The organism is uncultured Aquimarina sp., from assembly GCF_947492405.1.
GTDB lineage: Bacteria > Bacteroidota > Bacteroidia > Flavobacteriales > Flavobacteriaceae > Aquimarina.
The window spans coordinates 433,809-447,599 of the sequence record NZ_CANLMP010000005.1 but is presented as its reverse complement, the minus strand read 5'-3'; the positions used below and the strand labels follow the sequence as shown (position 1 = coordinate 447,599).

Sequence of the window (13,791 nt, the reverse complement as noted above, 5' to 3'; positions counted from 1 at the left end):
GTCAAACGCTGTCTATGACAGCAAAAATCAAAGGAAATGAGTTACAATGATGAATTAATGAGATATCAAGACGATGCAGAAGATCGTTATGATGATTATGACGGAGATATGGAGATGCACGATGGGTATGACGACTATGAGGATGAAGAAGATGATTTCGATTCAGGCTTTGAAGGCAATGAGGATGGATATGACGATTATGACGAGGAATACGAAGATGAGTATGTAGATGATTATGAGGAGGATGGTTATGATGATTACACCCGTACTTCCATAGGTAAGATTGATCCCAATGACCGTACTCTTACCGTAGTTGTAAGAAATACATCTGCAGAGGCTGCCGAAGCCATTGTGTTTGGTGGGAACGAGAATGCAGCACAGCCTGCAGGAGTTACAGTTAATGTTGAGGAATCTAGTCACAATGAGGTAAAGGAAGAAAGTAAAGCGAATCCTTTCAAGATTTCAGGGATGAAGTACTCAGTGTCAAACCCATTACAGTTTGATAACGTACTTAAGCTGACCAAAAGGACGGCTACTGGATCGAATACCATTCGTGTATACCAACCACGTAATGCAACTTCTCCACAGAACTTTACCCAACAGCTTATTGATGATGATAACTTCGAGCTGAATGTTACGGGTCAGGATTCTTTACGTGTAACGGTTAATCCAGATACTACGGCAGTATTCACGTTTACCATTAAGGCGAGAGCGAATATGGGTAACCTTCTTAAAGGAAATAATGTTGCGGAGTTGTCCAGAGTTCCGAGAACTACAGGGCTTCCGCAGATCGATTTGATCCGTAGAAGAAAACGACCTACAGCTTTTGGAATCCGTCCGCGTAGACGAAGACGTGTTCGAAGAAGACCTGTACGTAGATACAGTAGACCAAGACGCGTAAACAGATATCCAATATCCAGTTTACGTAGACGTAGACTTCGATAGTTCCCTATAAGCACAGGTAACACCTGTTTTTAATAACCAAGATCCAGCCAAAGCGATTAGGAATATTCCAAGGCTTTGGCTGGTCTTGTTGAGACACTAATTAAAAAGCTTATGAAAATATCGAAGAGAAATAGAAACAAAGGCTTAGCACAAAATAGCATTGACTATATCGTTCTGAGTAACCCTGAACCCATACGTAAGATCATTTTTGATTATGGATATGAAATTCCAAAAGATTTGCACACACTGGTAAGGGCAACTAAAGAGCTGATACAGAAAAAGGGTACTTCTTTAATTTCAGAAGTACTACAGCATCATCCAGATAAGAAAGCGATACTAGCCTTGAATACAAAGGAAAAGAAAAAGCCCTGTAACTCTTGCAGTAATTATAACTACAATAGTGAAGATAATTTTTGTGGAGCATGTGGTCATTCAAACTATAATGGATCAGGAGATGAAGATAGTTTCTTAGATCAATTTTCAGATGCAAGTGACAAAGAGGTTAAAAGCTATTATGACCGTATTGTAAAGAAATCTAATGCCAATCCAGAAGATCAAAAGTTGGCATCGGAAGTGCAAATGGTCTGGAATGAAATGCGCCAGAGAAAGGGTGCTGAAAAAGATACCGATAGCGCCTCTACTATTCCAGAACCTCAAAAGGCATCCGTATTTGGAAAAGATGAAATAGTGCTTTTAAGTGTGGTATTTATCGCAGGATATTTAGTTGGTGCTACTCGTATGGGTACTTCATAATTAAAAAAATAAAGAGATGAAACAGAGTTTTCAAAAAAAATATAATGATTCGATTAACCTAATCAGTCATTTGATTCTAACCAAACCCAAACCCGTAATTGGTTTGTTGGCTATACATGGGGTAGTTTTTAAAGGAACACCCAGTAGAAATCAAATTATCGATGAAGTGGTGGAACTGCTAAAATCAGATAATGGAAAATTTGAAGCTGATTTAGGGAATCTGTTAACAGTGCATATCCAATATCAAGGTAAGGAAATGCTCTCTTTAGAGCAAAGCGATTTCAGTTCCTACGATGATAGAGACGAGGATGAAGATGCGTTTTGGGGAGCGCTTGCAAAAGGAGCCATTGGTATTGTTGGTGGGCTTTTCAAAAAGAAAAGACGTAGACGAAGTAGCGGTGGTGGAAATGCTGCACTTGCAGCATCACAAGCTGTTGCACAAAGACAAGCAGCTCAAGCTAAAAGAGATATGCAGTTGCAGATGCAAAGGATGCGAGAATCAGCTGCACGTAGAGCTAGAGAAGCAGAAGAACATAGAGCAAGAGAAGAAGCAGAACGTAGAAGACGTGAGGAAGAAGCTAGAAGACAAAGGGAAAGAGAAGCAGCAGCAAAGAAAAAACAAACCAATACGATGCTGATGGCGGGAGGTGGAATTGCACTTTTAGCAATTGTAGGTTTTGCAATGGCTAAATCGAACTCCCCCAGACAAACAGCGCCTTATGTTGCTCCACAGCCTATTTCCAATAGATAATTTAATGATGTAAATCAAGGAAGATATGATTGAATACCCAATAGCTATAGACGAAAATGACACTAGCGAGTATGATCCGTTTTTACATCATGTGATTCGTCATAAGCTTCGAAAAAAGAAGAATCGAAGAAGGTTAAAAAAACTCTTTCGTAAACATCCTAAAACAAGGATATTACGTTCCATTGGAATTGGTAGAAAAAGGCGTAGAATCCGTCCAGTGGGACGTCCCGTAAGAACACTAGACAAGCGATATCGCAGACCTACCAGTCGCCCTGTTAGAAATAGACAGGTATCAAGACAGGGGGCTATTAAAAAACCATTTCGAATGCCACCTATCAAGTTTGGTAACCCGATACATCGGGATTTAGAACGAAATAGAGGGATTTCAAAAATAGGGATAAGAAAACCTCTTTATAAGGGAACACCTATTATGCCAGGTGATCCTTCGAAGCGTACAAGACCATCTGCAGCTATTCCAAATAAAAAAGGACAACCAAAGGTATCCAAGGATATCGTCATCCCCTACAAAAGAAGGTATGGAAGTCGTAAAGGTAGCGTAGCACCAGTTACACCCAGAAGAACTTCGAAAGAAGCTATGCCAACGCTAGAGGAAGAACTACCGATAGTAGCACAAGATATGATAGCATCCAATATGGAAGTAATGGATGAAAATGAGCAGAAACCAGAAAAGCCAAGTAATAAAAGAAAGATACAAAACATCATTGGAGTTGTTGCTATAGGGCTTGTAGTTACTGGATTTGTACTATATAAAATGAAAACTAAAATCGAAGCAAATGGACGTACTAGCTGATACTATAGAACAGGCATTTACGGATGTAGGAGAAATTCCATTAGGGTTTCTATTTGCATCGGTAAAAAACATTGGGAATTCCGAGGCAATTGTAAATAATGTGCCATTAGCTCCGGGAGATGCAAAATCATACCCTTTTGTTGGAAAGCCACATAATGCCAAATCGTTCGATCCATTGGATTCCACCTTACAGGTGATGTATATTATTTAATAAGAATTACTAAACGAATACTATTATGATAGCAGGAGAAACAGAAATGTTAATGACGGATCACTTAGACGATGAAGCCTATGATGAGTTCATATTTGGGAGTAAAGAGAAAAGAGCTAAAAGACGTGCTGCCAGAAAAGCAAGGAGAGCCAAAAGACGAGCTAATCCTAAACGAATTGCTAGAAGACAAAAGAGAAAAAACTTCTTCTCGCAATTAGGACAGGCGTATAAGGACTTAGGAGGTGGCGCAGCTATTGGTGGGGCAATAGATACTATTATTAGTAAACCTACACCGATACCACTGCCAGAATTATACGCAGATCAGAAAGGAGATACACCTTCTGATTTCAGAGTAGGAATTGGAAATGAAGCGACCAACCAAACTCCTAAAAAAGATCCCACTACCACAATACTGTATGTTGCTATTGGAGTCCTTGTGGTTGGAGGAATTGGAGTATTAGCCTATAAAGCTCAGAAGAAATAGATATCAGCACCGTAATCAAAGTTAACGATCATGATCATTCCCATTCCTTCCCTTAGAAAACGCTTTACTATTGCTATTACGGTAAAAGTTACTAGGACGATGTCTGTAGGATTTAAAGTATACGATCCTTTATCTCCAAACACGCACTATTTCCGTAGAAAAGCCTATTTGGGACGAGGACAAAAAAGAAGTGTTAAAATTCCTTTACCTGTTTCTCCAGATGAGTTGGAATTGGAAGTATATGATAAAAGTACAGGTGATGATAAGGGTATTGATATTCTTGATTTTAAAGTAGTGATGATGGAGGAACCTAAGATTTGGACGACTCCGGAACAACAACGGTTTATGGAGTTTGCGATTCAATTTGCTCAGAAGGCAGGATACGTCCCTACAGGTTTTTATGATAGCTCACAAGGTGAGTTTTTGTTTCAATACCTACCTAGCATCGTTGATGCTTTTGGAAAGGAATTGATTACTCCGGCAAGAATACATCGTAAAATGCCAAGAGTTCAGATATCACAACGATTGTTTAAAACCTATACGATTCCTGTACGAGTGGCGATACTGGCTCACGAAGGATGCCATTGGTTTTTAAATACCCGTAGCGAGACGACAGCAGATTTATGTGGGATTCGACATTATTTAGATTATGGCTTCCCAAAGATTGAAGCGGTATATGCTGCTACAAAAATTTTCAGCAAGCATCCTGAATTGGTGGGTGAAACACAGGTGAAACGAACAAAAGATATAGTCCAATTTATAGATACCTACAGACTAGCACAATGAAAAAGAACACCGAAATAGTACTTTTAACAACAGGGATTACCCTTGCTGCGCTTTGGTGGGTGTTATTGGATCATGATGATAAGGATCGGACTGATACTACTAAGAAGAATAATGATGATATGCCTTCGCAAGAAGAAGATGTTATAGTTGCAGAAGTGATACACGCAGATCAGTATGATTCTTTTGCGAAAGTAAATCGTCCGTTTGCTAAAAAAATATTCAAAAGAACCCTTAAAAGCTTAGATAGAAGTGCTATAAAATTAAGCAATGAAGTTTTCTATAAAACGCTTCAGGAAAAATATGAAACTACACAACTAACTATTACCAATACCTCAGATGTAGAACGTGAAGTTCGTTTGTGGGCAGGCAATAAAAAGCCACCACTTAGTCTCACATTACCTGGAGACGTAGCAGATCATGTTTTTCGGACAGTAACCGTCAGTTCAAGTTTAGGAGCTGGTATTTACCCTCAAGGAATCATTGTCAATCCATTTAATGGATTTACTTATATCGCCAATCAGCTATCAAATAATATTAGTGTACTAAATACCGAAGGGGTTTTGGTTTCTCTTATCCTTGTACCTGCTAATGGCAGTAGTTTGCCAAATCCAGCCTATGGCTGGGGGCCTGTAGACCTTACCGTGAATAGCCAATCGAGTTCCCCAAACTTTGGTAAGGTCTACGTGGCAAACGTAATTGGAGATACCATAACGGTGATTAATAATCAATTGGAGGTGGTAAATACGATACAAGTTGGGAAACGCCCAATTGCTATAACCTTTAATCCGTTTAATTCCAATGTGTATGTGGCTAATATTGCTGAGGATACGGTTAGTGTCATTGACACTACTACAGAAACTGTAATAGAAACGATCGGAGTTGGAAAAGCACCTAGAAACACGGCTGTAGTTCCTAGTACTGGATCGGTCTATGCGGTCAATTCTGGTGATGATAGTATTTCAGTAATTGATTCTAACAATCAAGTAACAAATACTATTGATAATGTTGGAAGTGGACTAACTACAGCAGTATATCATCCTATAAATAATAGCCTATACGTAGTTTCTTCTGAAGACAATACAGTAATCCCAATTGATCTAGGGTCAATGACCCTTAGAGATAAAATTGATGTAGGAGCTGATCCGTATCGTATTGTTTATAATCCTAGTAATGAATTACTCTATGTAGGGAATAGAGTAGATAATTCCTATTCCATAATAGATACTACCGATACGGTGATTGATACGCTTTTTTTAGGTTCAGTAGGTACAGGTTTAGCAATAGATTCTACTGGTGGTATGATCTATAGTAGTGATAGCACAAATGGAGCTATTAATATCATTAGTTATAGCAAGGAGAGTAATAAAGTACTTATTAATGATGGGTACTATGGAAAGCGGGAGGATTTTACGTTTAGCCCCGCCATTGTTAAGCATGTCAAGTTTGTTTTATCGGGAACGGAACGCTTTAGGGTATTAAAACTCGAAGAAGAAACAGTGACTGGAACAACCCTTGTAAAGCCTATCTCTTTTTCAAGCTATAACAATCCTCAGAATTTCGGAAATGTAGCAGAAGTATTCGAAATGAACGGAGCTATCATTGACGGTAAAAATGGATGGGTATTTAAAATTGCGGGAAAACAGACCATTACCATACTCACCTATTACAAACAGCCCCATAGGGGCATCTTAAACCAAATAATTCAAAACTAAGAAAGATGAACAGCATATTAGATATAGCCTTAGCAGAATATGGAGTTACAGAAGTGGTCGGTGACCACCACAACTCCCGTATACTAACCTATTTTAAAGAGATCGGTCACAAGTGGGTCACAACGGACGAAACAGCTTGGTGCAGCGCGTATGCTAATTGGGTCGCTTTAAAAGCGGGCTGCGCACGCAGTGGTAAGCTTACCGCACGATCTTGGTTAACGGTTGGAAAAAAAATAGCTAGCCCTGTCCTTGGCAGTGTAGTGGTCTTTTGGAGAGAAAGTAGAAGCAGTTGGAAAGGACACGTAGGTTTTTTTATTGGCTTTAGCCAAGATGGTAACTATGTATATGTACTTGGTGGGAATCAAAATAATATGGTGTGTATTAAGGCATACCCAATATATAGAGTATTAGGCTATCGAAATATTCATAAACCTTCATTCAAACCCATACTAGATGCTGCATAGTAGCACAAAATAAAAATGAACATTTAAAATGATAAAAGATGAAAAAAGTAGATTATTTAATTATTCAGAGTACAGCATCAGGCGAAGGGATTCCAGTAAGTAAAGCAGATATTATTGAATTACATACTACAGAGGAAAGACTTGGTGGATTTGGATTTAATCGTCCTGGTATTGATTACCTGATCCAGCCCGATGGAACAATGGAAACCTTAGTTTCAGAAGACAATCCGACCACAGTCGACCTATGGGGGATTTCTGAAGGAAAGCAAGGAATCATTGGTGTTTGCAAACATATTGCCTACGCTGGAGGTAGGACTGAGAAAGGAGTCAAATCAAAAGATAGCCGTACTACCGCGCAGCAACAAAGCTTGGAGGCTATTGTCAAGTTTTACGTCCTGAAATTTCCAAAAATCCAAGTGCTTGGATTGAACGAAGCTCCTGCAAAAAAAGGAGAGGAAAACCCTGCCTTTGATGTGTCCATTTGGTTAGAGGAAATAGGTGTCCCAGAAATTAACATTTTTAAGAAAGTCAAAAAAGCATAGCAATGAAGAATACCATTTTAGCATTGGGTGTAGGTTTTCTTATTGGTAGGCATATTTATAAAAAGTATGATAAGAAAGAAGCCAGCCTCAAAGAAGCACAAGTTAAGAAAAGATTGATAGATACTTTAGAAGAGCTTGGGCTCTCAAAACGTGAAGTTACATCACAATCGAATCACATTTTAAGAAGATAAAATAATTCTTATGCCAATTGAAATCAACATACATAACAAAACATTTCTAGTGCCAGAATCTAATGATCCTTGTGAGCTATGGGTAGGTTATTTTAATAGCCTCAAGGCTGATTTAGGAAAGGATAACGCAAGAACAATCTGGCTAGTGACTTGGAAGACAAACGGATCATCCAGTTGTACCACCAATGGAGATTTCAATAAGTGGCTTCAAAAGAACAAAATTGATGTATCGAGTGCAGCCACAAGAGCTATTGCAGATGCTTCTGAGATAGGTAGCAATTTTATGGGGTTAGGAAAGAACCTTTCGAAAGTGGTATCCATAGCTGTTCCTGTAACATTAACTTTTTTACTGGCAATTATTGCCCTGATACTTTGGAATACTGCAAAGAAAGCAGATGTAACTGATCTTGAAGCGATTACGCCAATGGGGAGATCGGTTGGAGCTGGAATCAAATTTTTGAACAAATGAAAAAGGTAGTTGGATTACAAATCACCGCATCCGCAGTAGGACTGATATTAGTTGGTACTACCTATATCACTTTGCGCAGTAAAAAGCGAAATAAACTTGCCAGTACTCTATTGAGAGAATTAAGTAAAAGTTTGAATCCAGAAGGTAAAGGATTAGAAAGTGCAGCAGCTTTAGATGTTAAATATGTGGATAGGGTTTTTAATTCTCGTTCTGGAAAAATAGTTGTACTCAAAGAATCTACAGCAACACGATATGCGAACGAGATTCACCAAGGTTTTAAACCATGGTATATAGGAGGAGATGATGAAGAATTGATATATAGTGTTTTTAGAAACTTAAAGGATAAAGTACAAGTATCTCAGGTGGCTAAAGCATATCAAAGAGATTACAAGGTGTCCCTCAGGGACCAATTAAAGGATCGCTTTGACAAAGATGAAATCAAAAAGGTGTTAGGAATTATCGGGAGATTACCAGAATACAGAACAGTATAAAAGTAAAATAATGAAAATAACAAAAACAATGTGGTGGGTAATTGGAGGTGCAGGAATAGCTGGATTGGGTGTTGGGATTTACTTTTTTGTAAAGAAAAGTAAAAGTAATACCAAGATTTCAATCTCAGCCGGAGGAAATAAAGGAAAACCTGTAAAAGTAATCACAGGTGGTAGTGCCACCCCTGTGGCAGAACCGAATTGGAATGCACCTTTTAATATGAATTATATAGGAGATGTTAAACAATGGTTAGGAACAAAACGTATCAAGGAATTGTCTGCATCTGCTGCTAAAAAGTATGCGCTGGAATTGAAGAATGCCAAAGGAGTATTTGATGATGATGAAAAAGCAGTTGAACGCGTGTTTAGAAACTTACAAGATAAAACACAGGTCGCAAGTCTATCCAAAGCATTTTATTTTAATCACGGCAAAAAAGATATGTGGCAGCACCTTAGAAGTTTCTTAAGTGATAGCGAGATTAAAAAACTAGTTAGTGATCCCGTTAGGAGACTACCAAATTACAGACTCGTCTGATTGCTTACAAAGCAAAAATATTGCCATTAAATAAAAAAGTTATGGATATAAAAAATAAAAAACCAATTGCGAAAAAAACCAAGAATGATGATAAAAGTCTATGGATCATAATTGGAGTTACTACACTGGCTTTAACAGGGATTGGGTATTGGTATTACAGAAAAAGCAAAAAAAAATCAGAGATGTTCCCCAGCGGAGCGGAAGATCTTGATCGCGAAATAGCAAGTACCATTGCCAACAATACAACAAGAAGACCCGCTATAACAAGAAGACCAACACGGTTTAGGTGTAATAGTAGCGGATATCCTTTGGAGTATGGTACTTGTTACAAAGATGTAAAGATTTTACAATCCTACTTAAGTAAAATCTATAAAGCAGATTTAGGGCGTTCTGGAAGCAATAAAGATGGAGTAGATGGAATGTTTGGAAACAAAACAAACAAAGCAGCTAAAAAACACTTACAAAAAACATCTTTTAGCAAACAAGATATCGATGGAATGAGAACAGCAATTAAAATGATAAAGAGATGATACGTACAAATGATTTGATTATAGCAGGCGTTGGCATTGGTGTTAGCATTTTGGCGGTTTACCTTATAAAAGGTCAAAAAGGAAAATCTGAAAAGGTAGCGCCTGTATTGCAGAAAAGACAAATTGTGGAAGAAACTATAGCACCTGAACCTATTAAAAAGGTAACAGCTGAAACCAATTATGTTGCTCCAAAACAGGAAGCAAAGAAAACTTGGTTCTTGGCTAAAGGAAGTAAAGGTAAAGAAGTTGAAAGGTTGCAGATTTGGCTCTTAAGGCATCATGGTTGGAAAGGAACAATAACAGGCATTTATGATGCTCAGACAGAAACATTGGTTAGAAAACGCTTTAAAACTGAAGGTATTGATAGAGCCACTTATGATAAGTATCAAATGGGAATCCCGATACATGAACTTATTAAAGCTTAAGATAGATGGAACTAAAAAAAAGAAACCTGAATACCCTACTGGATGCACTAGTAGACAAGGATGGACTGAAAACGGAGGTAACAATTACGCTTACCAATCAGACCTTACTAAAAATCATTTTAGGAATGCTGTTAGCTGGTGTAGCCATTGTTGTGGTGGCTAATATGGTTAAAAACCTATTTCCAAGCTCGCAATTGGCAGCAATAGAAAATGAAGTATTAAAAATTAAACAAACCCTTAAATAAAAACAGTTATGGAAATCGTATTGGAACAGTTTACAAATTTTTTGAATTCCCTTGATTGGGCGTATATATTCTCTTTTATGCTTATTACGTATGTCATAAACTATTATAAAATACCTGAGTTTATAGGCAGAGGGTTAGGGATTAAATTGAGAAGCAGATACCAGGTACTCATCATAGGGTTTATATATGCAGTGGTAGTCTTTTGTATTAGAGGATATGAACTATCAAAAGTACTATGTCTTTTTATCTCTTTCCTTTTTGCAACAGCGTTTTATAAGTTCTTGCTTCAGGTTGTAGTTGAAAGGTTTCTTCCAAAGAAGACAACAGAAAGCCCATAATGGGCATTTAAAAACTTATTTAAATAATATTTATGAAACATTATAAATGGATACTGCCCTTAACAGCAATTGTAGGGATAGTGGTAGCGCTCTTCTTTATCATTCCTGCAGAGGATGATGTAACCAATCAAATACAAAAGATTGAGATTGAAGAATTGAAGCGAGAAAATGTGACACTTATACAAACTAATGAATTATTAGATAGTAAGGTTGAGCTATTGGAATCCATGGCAGATAGCCTAACGGTTTTGATTAACGTTGATAGCCAAGTAATAAAAAAATTAAAAGAAAGGAAAGATGAAAAAGTTAGTGCTATTGATGACTTTACTGATGACGAGCTATATCAGTATTTCTCAAGATTTAGTACCAAAGGTACAACTAATAGAAAATGAAAAACATTATTGCTTTACTATAGCTCAATCGCGCAAGATTGCAAAGCTACTAGAACTTGGAAAATACAATGATTCTCTTGTAAATAATTTATCCTTGAATATCAAAAGGTTCGAGTTAGTAACTCAGAAGAAAGATAGTATCATCTCTTTTCAGGCTGACCAATTAGAGAATTATACAATGGTTATAAATAATAATGACTTAACTATTCTACTATTAGAAGATAGTATCAAACGAAAAGAAAAAAAGATCAAAAGAAGCAAATTACATAAGATACTACTTGGAATAAGTTTAGTAGCGCTTGGAACTTTAGTAATCAGTAAATAAATAGGTATGGGAGGTTATCAATCAGATTTTAGAATATCAGCTCTAAGAGGAGAAGACAATGTACCACTTGAAAATAGTTTGGGTGGTTATGGAGTTACGACTGGAACGGATGACAATGTATATGAACTGGTACTAGATCCACCATTAACTAAAGAATATGCAGTAGGGTTACCGTTGGAACTAAAATTTCACGAAGAAAATACCGATGAAGCTACACTAAATATTGACAAGCAGGGAGCCGTACCATTAAAAAAGTTTGATGGGGAATCATTGATTCCTATTGCAAATGGTGATTTAAAAACAGACTTGATTTACAAGTTAGTTTTTGACGGGGATTGTTTTCAGGTATTAACGGGGATTTTTTTATCAACTGGAATTAGTGAAAACAGTTTGGAAGTATTAGAAGTGATTGATCAGAATATTAATTCTGATGATGTTTTTTATGTAAACAATAAGAACAAATATGCAGTAGTTAATGGGAATTTGATTGTACCTCAAAACCTTCGATTAAGAAGGCTTGGCGGAGCTGGACAATTAGGTGGTACTGCAAGTGGAGGGATTGTTTTAAAAATGCCAGTAGCTTTAGGTGTTGGGGGAACAATAGCTTGGACTACACAATCAAGTGAAGGTAATTTCTTTTTTTGTCAGTTAAGTGGATTTGGTGCGCTAAGTATTACTGGAGAGTTTACTTCAGATTTGGATGAAGTAGCGATTAACTTTCCCGTCTATATTGCCAAAACCCCTTTGGAGTTTCCTGCTACTCCAATTTTTAATGTTCCACCAGTACCATAAAAATTTGAGTTATGTCATCTATCAAAGAAACTTTTGTACTTCGATACTATCCGTATGCTAAAAAGGCATCGGAAAAAACGGGAATCCCAGTGATTTTTGCCTTGGCGCAAAGTGCTTTAGAATCTGGTTGGGGCAAATCTGCAAAAGGAAATATGATGTTTGGAATAAAAAAAGGATCTGGAAGAAATTACGGAGGGTGGCAGGGTCACAGCCAATTAATTACCACTACCGAATATTCGTCTGTGCCGACACGCCACTTCCCTTTTATTTATCCAGGGTATCCAATTCAGCAAGCAAGTGGTAAATGGAAGTATAGAATAAAAGATGCTTTTAGAGCGTACCCTAATCCGTTTTTCTCATTTATCGATTGGGCTGGGTTGTTATTTAAAAATAGCAGATATAGCTATGCAATGGGTTTTAGAAAAGATCCGTATCGATTTGCAGAAGAAGTAGCCAAAGCTGGATACGCTACAGATCCGAACTACGCCAGCAAGGTCAAAAGGATTATGAAGGAGATCGAGCAGATTGTTGTTCTGAACAAATTAGATAAAAAAGAAGGTAGCATTGTGCTTCCAATGGCAATTATGGGGATGAGTGTCATTGTAATCATTATTGCAGTGTTTAAAAGTAATTCGAAACAATAATCGTATGGAATATTTAAAATTAGCAAGTATCGTTTTGGGAGCGCATGGTTTGTGGAAGCTCGCAGAAACCCTATTGCAGCATAGAACACAAAAAAAGTTTAAAAAAGCTGAAATCAATAACCTAAATGTACAGGCAAATGATGTGGTAATTTCCAATTTACTAAAGTGGTCTGAAAAAATGGAAGTTAGAATTGACGAATTAGAGAAGAATAATAAGGAGATGAAGGCCATTATCGTTAAACAACGTAAACGGATAAGTGACCTTGAAGTATACACCGAAAAACTAGAACATAAATTAAAAAAGCACGAAGAAAAAAATGAAAGCAGATAAAGGAAATATAACAATGAACGTTCTTTTTGGTGTTTTTTTGGTCGTAAATATCATTAGAATATATGGAAATATTCAAGATCGTAATCGAAGGATAAAAGAAGAAGGTAAACGCGTGGAAAGATGTAATTGTAGTGGTAAAGAATAAGTATATATGGTTTGGAATAGGAACAGCTTCTGTAGTCATTATAGGAGCTATTGCTATTACTAGATTAAAATCAAAACCAAAACAAAAAGTTGATCTTACCAAATTTGAAAGCCCTGATATTAAAGGATCTGGCAGATGTATGGACAAGGAATTTATTGAGATGCTTCAAAAGTTGGCTAAAGTTACCAAACTACCAATTTTCGATATGATTAACTCCGGTGCAAGATCATCCTATTGGAATACTAAAGTTGGAGGTGTTTCGAACTCATCACATAAAATACCCAAATGTCAAGCAGCAGATATCAAAGCGCCTACCACCACCATAAGAAATAAAATTGTGGTAGCAGCAAAATTGGTAGGATTCAAGCGTATTGGAGTAGGTAAAACCTTTGTGCATTTGGATAATGATAAAACCAAAAGGCAGTATGTAGCTTGGGGATATCCATCAGGAACAAAGCCTCCAATCAATCCTTTTGTCTAAA

25 protein-coding genes are annotated in these 13,791 nt (G+C 37.2%); all 25 read left to right on the top strand.

What is annotated here, in order from left to right:
* Positions 1 to 36: 36 nt before the first annotated feature.
* The 25 genes from Q0829_RS19365 (at position 37) to Q0829_RS19245 (ending at position 13,790) form a co-directional block, all read left to right on the top strand.
* Positions 37 to 945: a hypothetical protein gene (locus Q0829_RS19365; protein WP_298546149.1), complete on the top strand. Its 909-nt coding sequence runs from the start codon at positions 37 to 39 to the stop codon at positions 943 to 945.
* Between the two features lie 111 nt (positions 946 to 1,056).
* The gene (locus Q0829_RS19360) at positions 1,057 to 1,698 is read left to right on the top strand and encodes a hypothetical protein (protein ID WP_298546148.1); all 642 of its coding nucleotides are present in this window, start codon (positions 1,057 to 1,059) and stop codon (positions 1,696 to 1,698) included.
* Between the two features lie 16 nt (positions 1,699 to 1,714).
* Positions 1,715 to 2,449, top strand: coding sequence for a hypothetical protein (locus Q0829_RS19355; protein ID WP_298546146.1), 735 nt, complete (start codon positions 1,715 to 1,717; stop codon positions 2,447 to 2,449).
* A 25-nt stretch (positions 2,450 to 2,474) separates the two neighbouring features.
* Entirely contained in the window at positions 2,475 to 3,260 is a 786-nt protein-coding gene (locus Q0829_RS19350) for a hypothetical protein (protein WP_298546145.1), read from the top strand.
* On the top strand, positions 3,244 to 3,471 hold the full coding sequence (locus Q0829_RS19345) for a hypothetical protein (protein WP_298546144.1): 228 nt from the start codon (positions 3,244 to 3,246) through the stop codon (positions 3,469 to 3,471). The genes Q0829_RS19350 and Q0829_RS19345 overlap by 17 nt, the downstream gene beginning before the upstream one ends.
* 25 nt (positions 3,472 to 3,496) lie before the next feature.
* Entirely contained in the window at positions 3,497 to 3,955 is a 459-nt protein-coding gene (locus Q0829_RS19340; protein ID WP_298546143.1) for a hypothetical protein, read from the top strand.
* 30 nt (positions 3,956 to 3,985) lie between these two features.
* Positions 3,986 to 4,741, top strand: a complete 756-nt coding sequence (locus Q0829_RS19335) for a hypothetical protein (protein WP_298546142.1) — start codon at positions 3,986 to 3,988, stop codon at positions 4,739 to 4,741.
* Positions 4,738 to 6,453, top strand: a complete 1,716-nt coding sequence (locus tag Q0829_RS19330) for a hypothetical protein (protein ID WP_298546140.1) — start codon at positions 4,738 to 4,740, stop codon at positions 6,451 to 6,453. The genes Q0829_RS19335 and Q0829_RS19330 overlap by 4 nt, the downstream gene beginning before the upstream one ends.
* Before the next feature lie 5 nt (positions 6,454 to 6,458).
* Positions 6,459 to 6,917 carry a TIGR02594 family protein gene (locus Q0829_RS19325; protein ID WP_298546138.1) on the top strand — a complete coding sequence of 153 codons (459 nt, stop codon included), beginning with the start codon at positions 6,459 to 6,461 and terminating at the stop codon, positions 6,915 to 6,917.
* A gap of 38 nt (positions 6,918 to 6,955) precedes the next feature.
* Positions 6,956 to 7,459 carry an N-acetylmuramoyl-L-alanine amidase gene (locus Q0829_RS19320; RefSeq protein WP_298546136.1) on the top strand — a complete coding sequence of 168 codons (504 nt, stop codon included), beginning with the start codon at positions 6,956 to 6,958 and terminating at the stop codon, positions 7,457 to 7,459.
* Between the two features lie 2 nt (positions 7,460 to 7,461).
* Positions 7,462 to 7,650, top strand: a complete 189-nt coding sequence (locus tag Q0829_RS19315; protein ID WP_298546134.1) for a hypothetical protein — start codon at positions 7,462 to 7,464, stop codon at positions 7,648 to 7,650.
* 10 nt (positions 7,651 to 7,660) lie between these two features.
* On the top strand, positions 7,661 to 8,119 hold the full coding sequence (locus Q0829_RS19310) for a hypothetical protein (RefSeq protein WP_298546132.1): 459 nt from the start codon (positions 7,661 to 7,663) through the stop codon (positions 8,117 to 8,119).
* Positions 8,116 to 8,610, top strand: coding sequence for a hypothetical protein (locus tag Q0829_RS19305; protein WP_298546131.1), 495 nt, complete (start codon positions 8,116 to 8,118; stop codon positions 8,608 to 8,610). Before Q0829_RS19310 ends, Q0829_RS19305 begins: the two co-directional genes overlap by 4 nt.
* Before the next feature lie 10 nt (positions 8,611 to 8,620).
* A complete protein-coding gene (locus tag Q0829_RS19300) occupies positions 8,621 to 9,142 on the top strand; it encodes a hypothetical protein (protein ID WP_298546129.1) in 522 nt (173 codons plus the stop codon).
* 41 nt (positions 9,143 to 9,183) lie between these two features.
* Positions 9,184 to 9,672: a peptidoglycan-binding protein gene (locus Q0829_RS19295; RefSeq protein WP_298546127.1), complete on the top strand. Its 489-nt coding sequence runs from the start codon at positions 9,184 to 9,186 to the stop codon at positions 9,670 to 9,672.
* Positions 9,669 to 10,097, top strand: a complete 429-nt coding sequence (locus tag Q0829_RS19290; protein WP_298546126.1) for a hypothetical protein — start codon at positions 9,669 to 9,671, stop codon at positions 10,095 to 10,097. Before Q0829_RS19295 ends, Q0829_RS19290 begins: the two co-directional genes overlap by 4 nt.
* 5 nt (positions 10,098 to 10,102) lie before the next feature.
* Positions 10,103 to 10,342, top strand: a complete 240-nt coding sequence (locus Q0829_RS19285) for a hypothetical protein (RefSeq protein ID WP_298546124.1) — start codon at positions 10,103 to 10,105, stop codon at positions 10,340 to 10,342.
* A gap of 8 nt (positions 10,343 to 10,350) precedes the next feature.
* Positions 10,351 to 10,680 (top strand): hypothetical protein, encoded by a 330-nt coding sequence (locus tag Q0829_RS19280; protein WP_298546122.1) that lies wholly within the window; start codon positions 10,351 to 10,353, stop codon positions 10,678 to 10,680.
* Between the two features lie 32 nt (positions 10,681 to 10,712).
* A complete protein-coding gene (locus tag Q0829_RS19275) occupies positions 10,713 to 11,072 on the top strand; it encodes a hypothetical protein (protein WP_298546120.1) in 360 nt (119 codons plus the stop codon).
* Entirely contained in the window at positions 10,978 to 11,397 is a 420-nt protein-coding gene (locus Q0829_RS19270) for a hypothetical protein (protein WP_298546119.1), read from the top strand. Before Q0829_RS19275 ends, Q0829_RS19270 begins: the two co-directional genes overlap by 95 nt.
* A gap of 6 nt (positions 11,398 to 11,403) precedes the next feature.
* Positions 11,404 to 12,189 carry a hypothetical protein gene (locus tag Q0829_RS19265; protein ID WP_298546117.1) on the top strand — a complete coding sequence of 262 codons (786 nt, stop codon included), beginning with the start codon at positions 11,404 to 11,406 and terminating at the stop codon, positions 12,187 to 12,189.
* A gap of 11 nt (positions 12,190 to 12,200) precedes the next feature.
* Positions 12,201 to 12,833, top strand: coding sequence for a glucosaminidase domain-containing protein (locus Q0829_RS19260; RefSeq protein ID WP_298546116.1), 633 nt, complete (start codon positions 12,201 to 12,203; stop codon positions 12,831 to 12,833).
* A 4-nt stretch (positions 12,834 to 12,837) separates the two neighbouring features.
* Positions 12,838 to 13,164 carry a hypothetical protein gene (locus tag Q0829_RS19255; protein ID WP_298546115.1) on the top strand — a complete coding sequence of 109 codons (327 nt, stop codon included), beginning with the start codon at positions 12,838 to 12,840 and terminating at the stop codon, positions 13,162 to 13,164.
* Positions 13,151 to 13,309, top strand: coding sequence for a hypothetical protein (locus Q0829_RS19250; protein ID WP_298546198.1), 159 nt, complete (start codon positions 13,151 to 13,153; stop codon positions 13,307 to 13,309). Before Q0829_RS19255 ends, Q0829_RS19250 begins: the two co-directional genes overlap by 14 nt.
* On the top strand, positions 13,296 to 13,790 hold the full coding sequence (locus Q0829_RS19245; RefSeq protein WP_366893614.1) for a D-Ala-D-Ala carboxypeptidase family metallohydrolase: 495 nt from the start codon (positions 13,296 to 13,298) through the stop codon (positions 13,788 to 13,790). Before Q0829_RS19250 ends, Q0829_RS19245 begins: the two co-directional genes overlap by 14 nt.
* Position 13,791 lies beyond the last annotated feature (1 nt).

Bases quoted from the DNA above. Each gene is read 5' to 3' on its own strand.
- Q0829_RS19335 (WP_298546142.1), top strand. From the start codon at position 3,986: ATGATCATTCCCATTCCTTCCCTTAGAAAACGCTTTACTATTGCTATT.
- Q0829_RS19300 (WP_298546129.1), top strand. From the start codon at position 8,621: ATGAAAATAACAAAAACAATGTGGTGGGTAATTGGAGGTGCAGGAATA.
- Q0829_RS19295 (WP_298546127.1), top strand. From the start codon at position 9,184: ATGGATATAAAAAATAAAAAACCAATTGCGAAAAAAACCAAGAATGAT.
- Q0829_RS19250 (WP_298546198.1), top strand. From the start codon at position 13,151: ATGAAAGCAGATAAAGGAAATATAACAATGAACGTTCTTTTTGGTGTT.
- Q0829_RS19275 (WP_298546120.1), top strand. From the start codon at position 10,713: ATGAAACATTATAAATGGATACTGCCCTTAACAGCAATTGTAGGGATA.
- Q0829_RS19350 (WP_298546145.1), top strand. From the start codon at position 2,475: ATGATTGAATACCCAATAGCTATAGACGAAAATGACACTAGCGAGTAT.
- Q0829_RS19360 (WP_298546148.1), top strand. From the start codon at position 1,057: ATGAAAATATCGAAGAGAAATAGAAACAAAGGCTTAGCACAAAATAGC.
- Q0829_RS19325 (WP_298546138.1), top strand. From the start codon at position 6,459: ATGAACAGCATATTAGATATAGCCTTAGCAGAATATGGAGTTACAGAA.
- Q0829_RS19355 (WP_298546146.1), top strand. From the start codon at position 1,715: ATGAAACAGAGTTTTCAAAAAAAATATAATGATTCGATTAACCTAATC.
- Q0829_RS19310 (WP_298546132.1), top strand. From the start codon at position 7,661: ATGCCAATTGAAATCAACATACATAACAAAACATTTCTAGTGCCAGAA.
- Q0829_RS19270 (WP_298546119.1), top strand. From the start codon at position 10,978: ATGAAAAAGTTAGTGCTATTGATGACTTTACTGATGACGAGCTATATC.
- Q0829_RS19345 (WP_298546144.1), top strand. From the start codon at position 3,244: ATGGACGTACTAGCTGATACTATAGAACAGGCATTTACGGATGTAGGA.
- Q0829_RS19320 (WP_298546136.1), top strand. From the start codon at position 6,956: ATGAAAAAAGTAGATTATTTAATTATTCAGAGTACAGCATCAGGCGAA.
- Q0829_RS19280 (WP_298546122.1), top strand. From the start codon at position 10,351: ATGGAAATCGTATTGGAACAGTTTACAAATTTTTTGAATTCCCTTGAT.
- Q0829_RS19255 (WP_298546115.1), top strand. From the start codon at position 12,838: ATGGAATATTTAAAATTAGCAAGTATCGTTTTGGGAGCGCATGGTTTG.
- Q0829_RS19330 (WP_298546140.1), top strand. From the start codon at position 4,738: ATGAAAAAGAACACCGAAATAGTACTTTTAACAACAGGGATTACCCTT.
- Q0829_RS19285 (WP_298546124.1), top strand. From the start codon at position 10,103: ATGGAACTAAAAAAAAGAAACCTGAATACCCTACTGGATGCACTAGTA.
- Q0829_RS19340 (WP_298546143.1), top strand. From the start codon at position 3,497: ATGATAGCAGGAGAAACAGAAATGTTAATGACGGATCACTTAGACGAT.
- Q0829_RS19290 (WP_298546126.1), top strand. From the start codon at position 9,669: ATGATACGTACAAATGATTTGATTATAGCAGGCGTTGGCATTGGTGTT.
- Q0829_RS19265 (WP_298546117.1), top strand. From the start codon at position 11,404: ATGGGAGGTTATCAATCAGATTTTAGAATATCAGCTCTAAGAGGAGAA.
- Q0829_RS19315 (WP_298546134.1), top strand. From the start codon at position 7,462: ATGAAGAATACCATTTTAGCATTGGGTGTAGGTTTTCTTATTGGTAGG.
- Q0829_RS19365 (WP_298546149.1), top strand. From the start codon at position 37: ATGAGTTACAATGATGAATTAATGAGATATCAAGACGATGCAGAAGAT.
- Q0829_RS19305 (WP_298546131.1), top strand. From the start codon at position 8,116: ATGAAAAAGGTAGTTGGATTACAAATCACCGCATCCGCAGTAGGACTG.
- Q0829_RS19260 (WP_298546116.1), top strand. From the start codon at position 12,201: ATGTCATCTATCAAAGAAACTTTTGTACTTCGATACTATCCGTATGCT.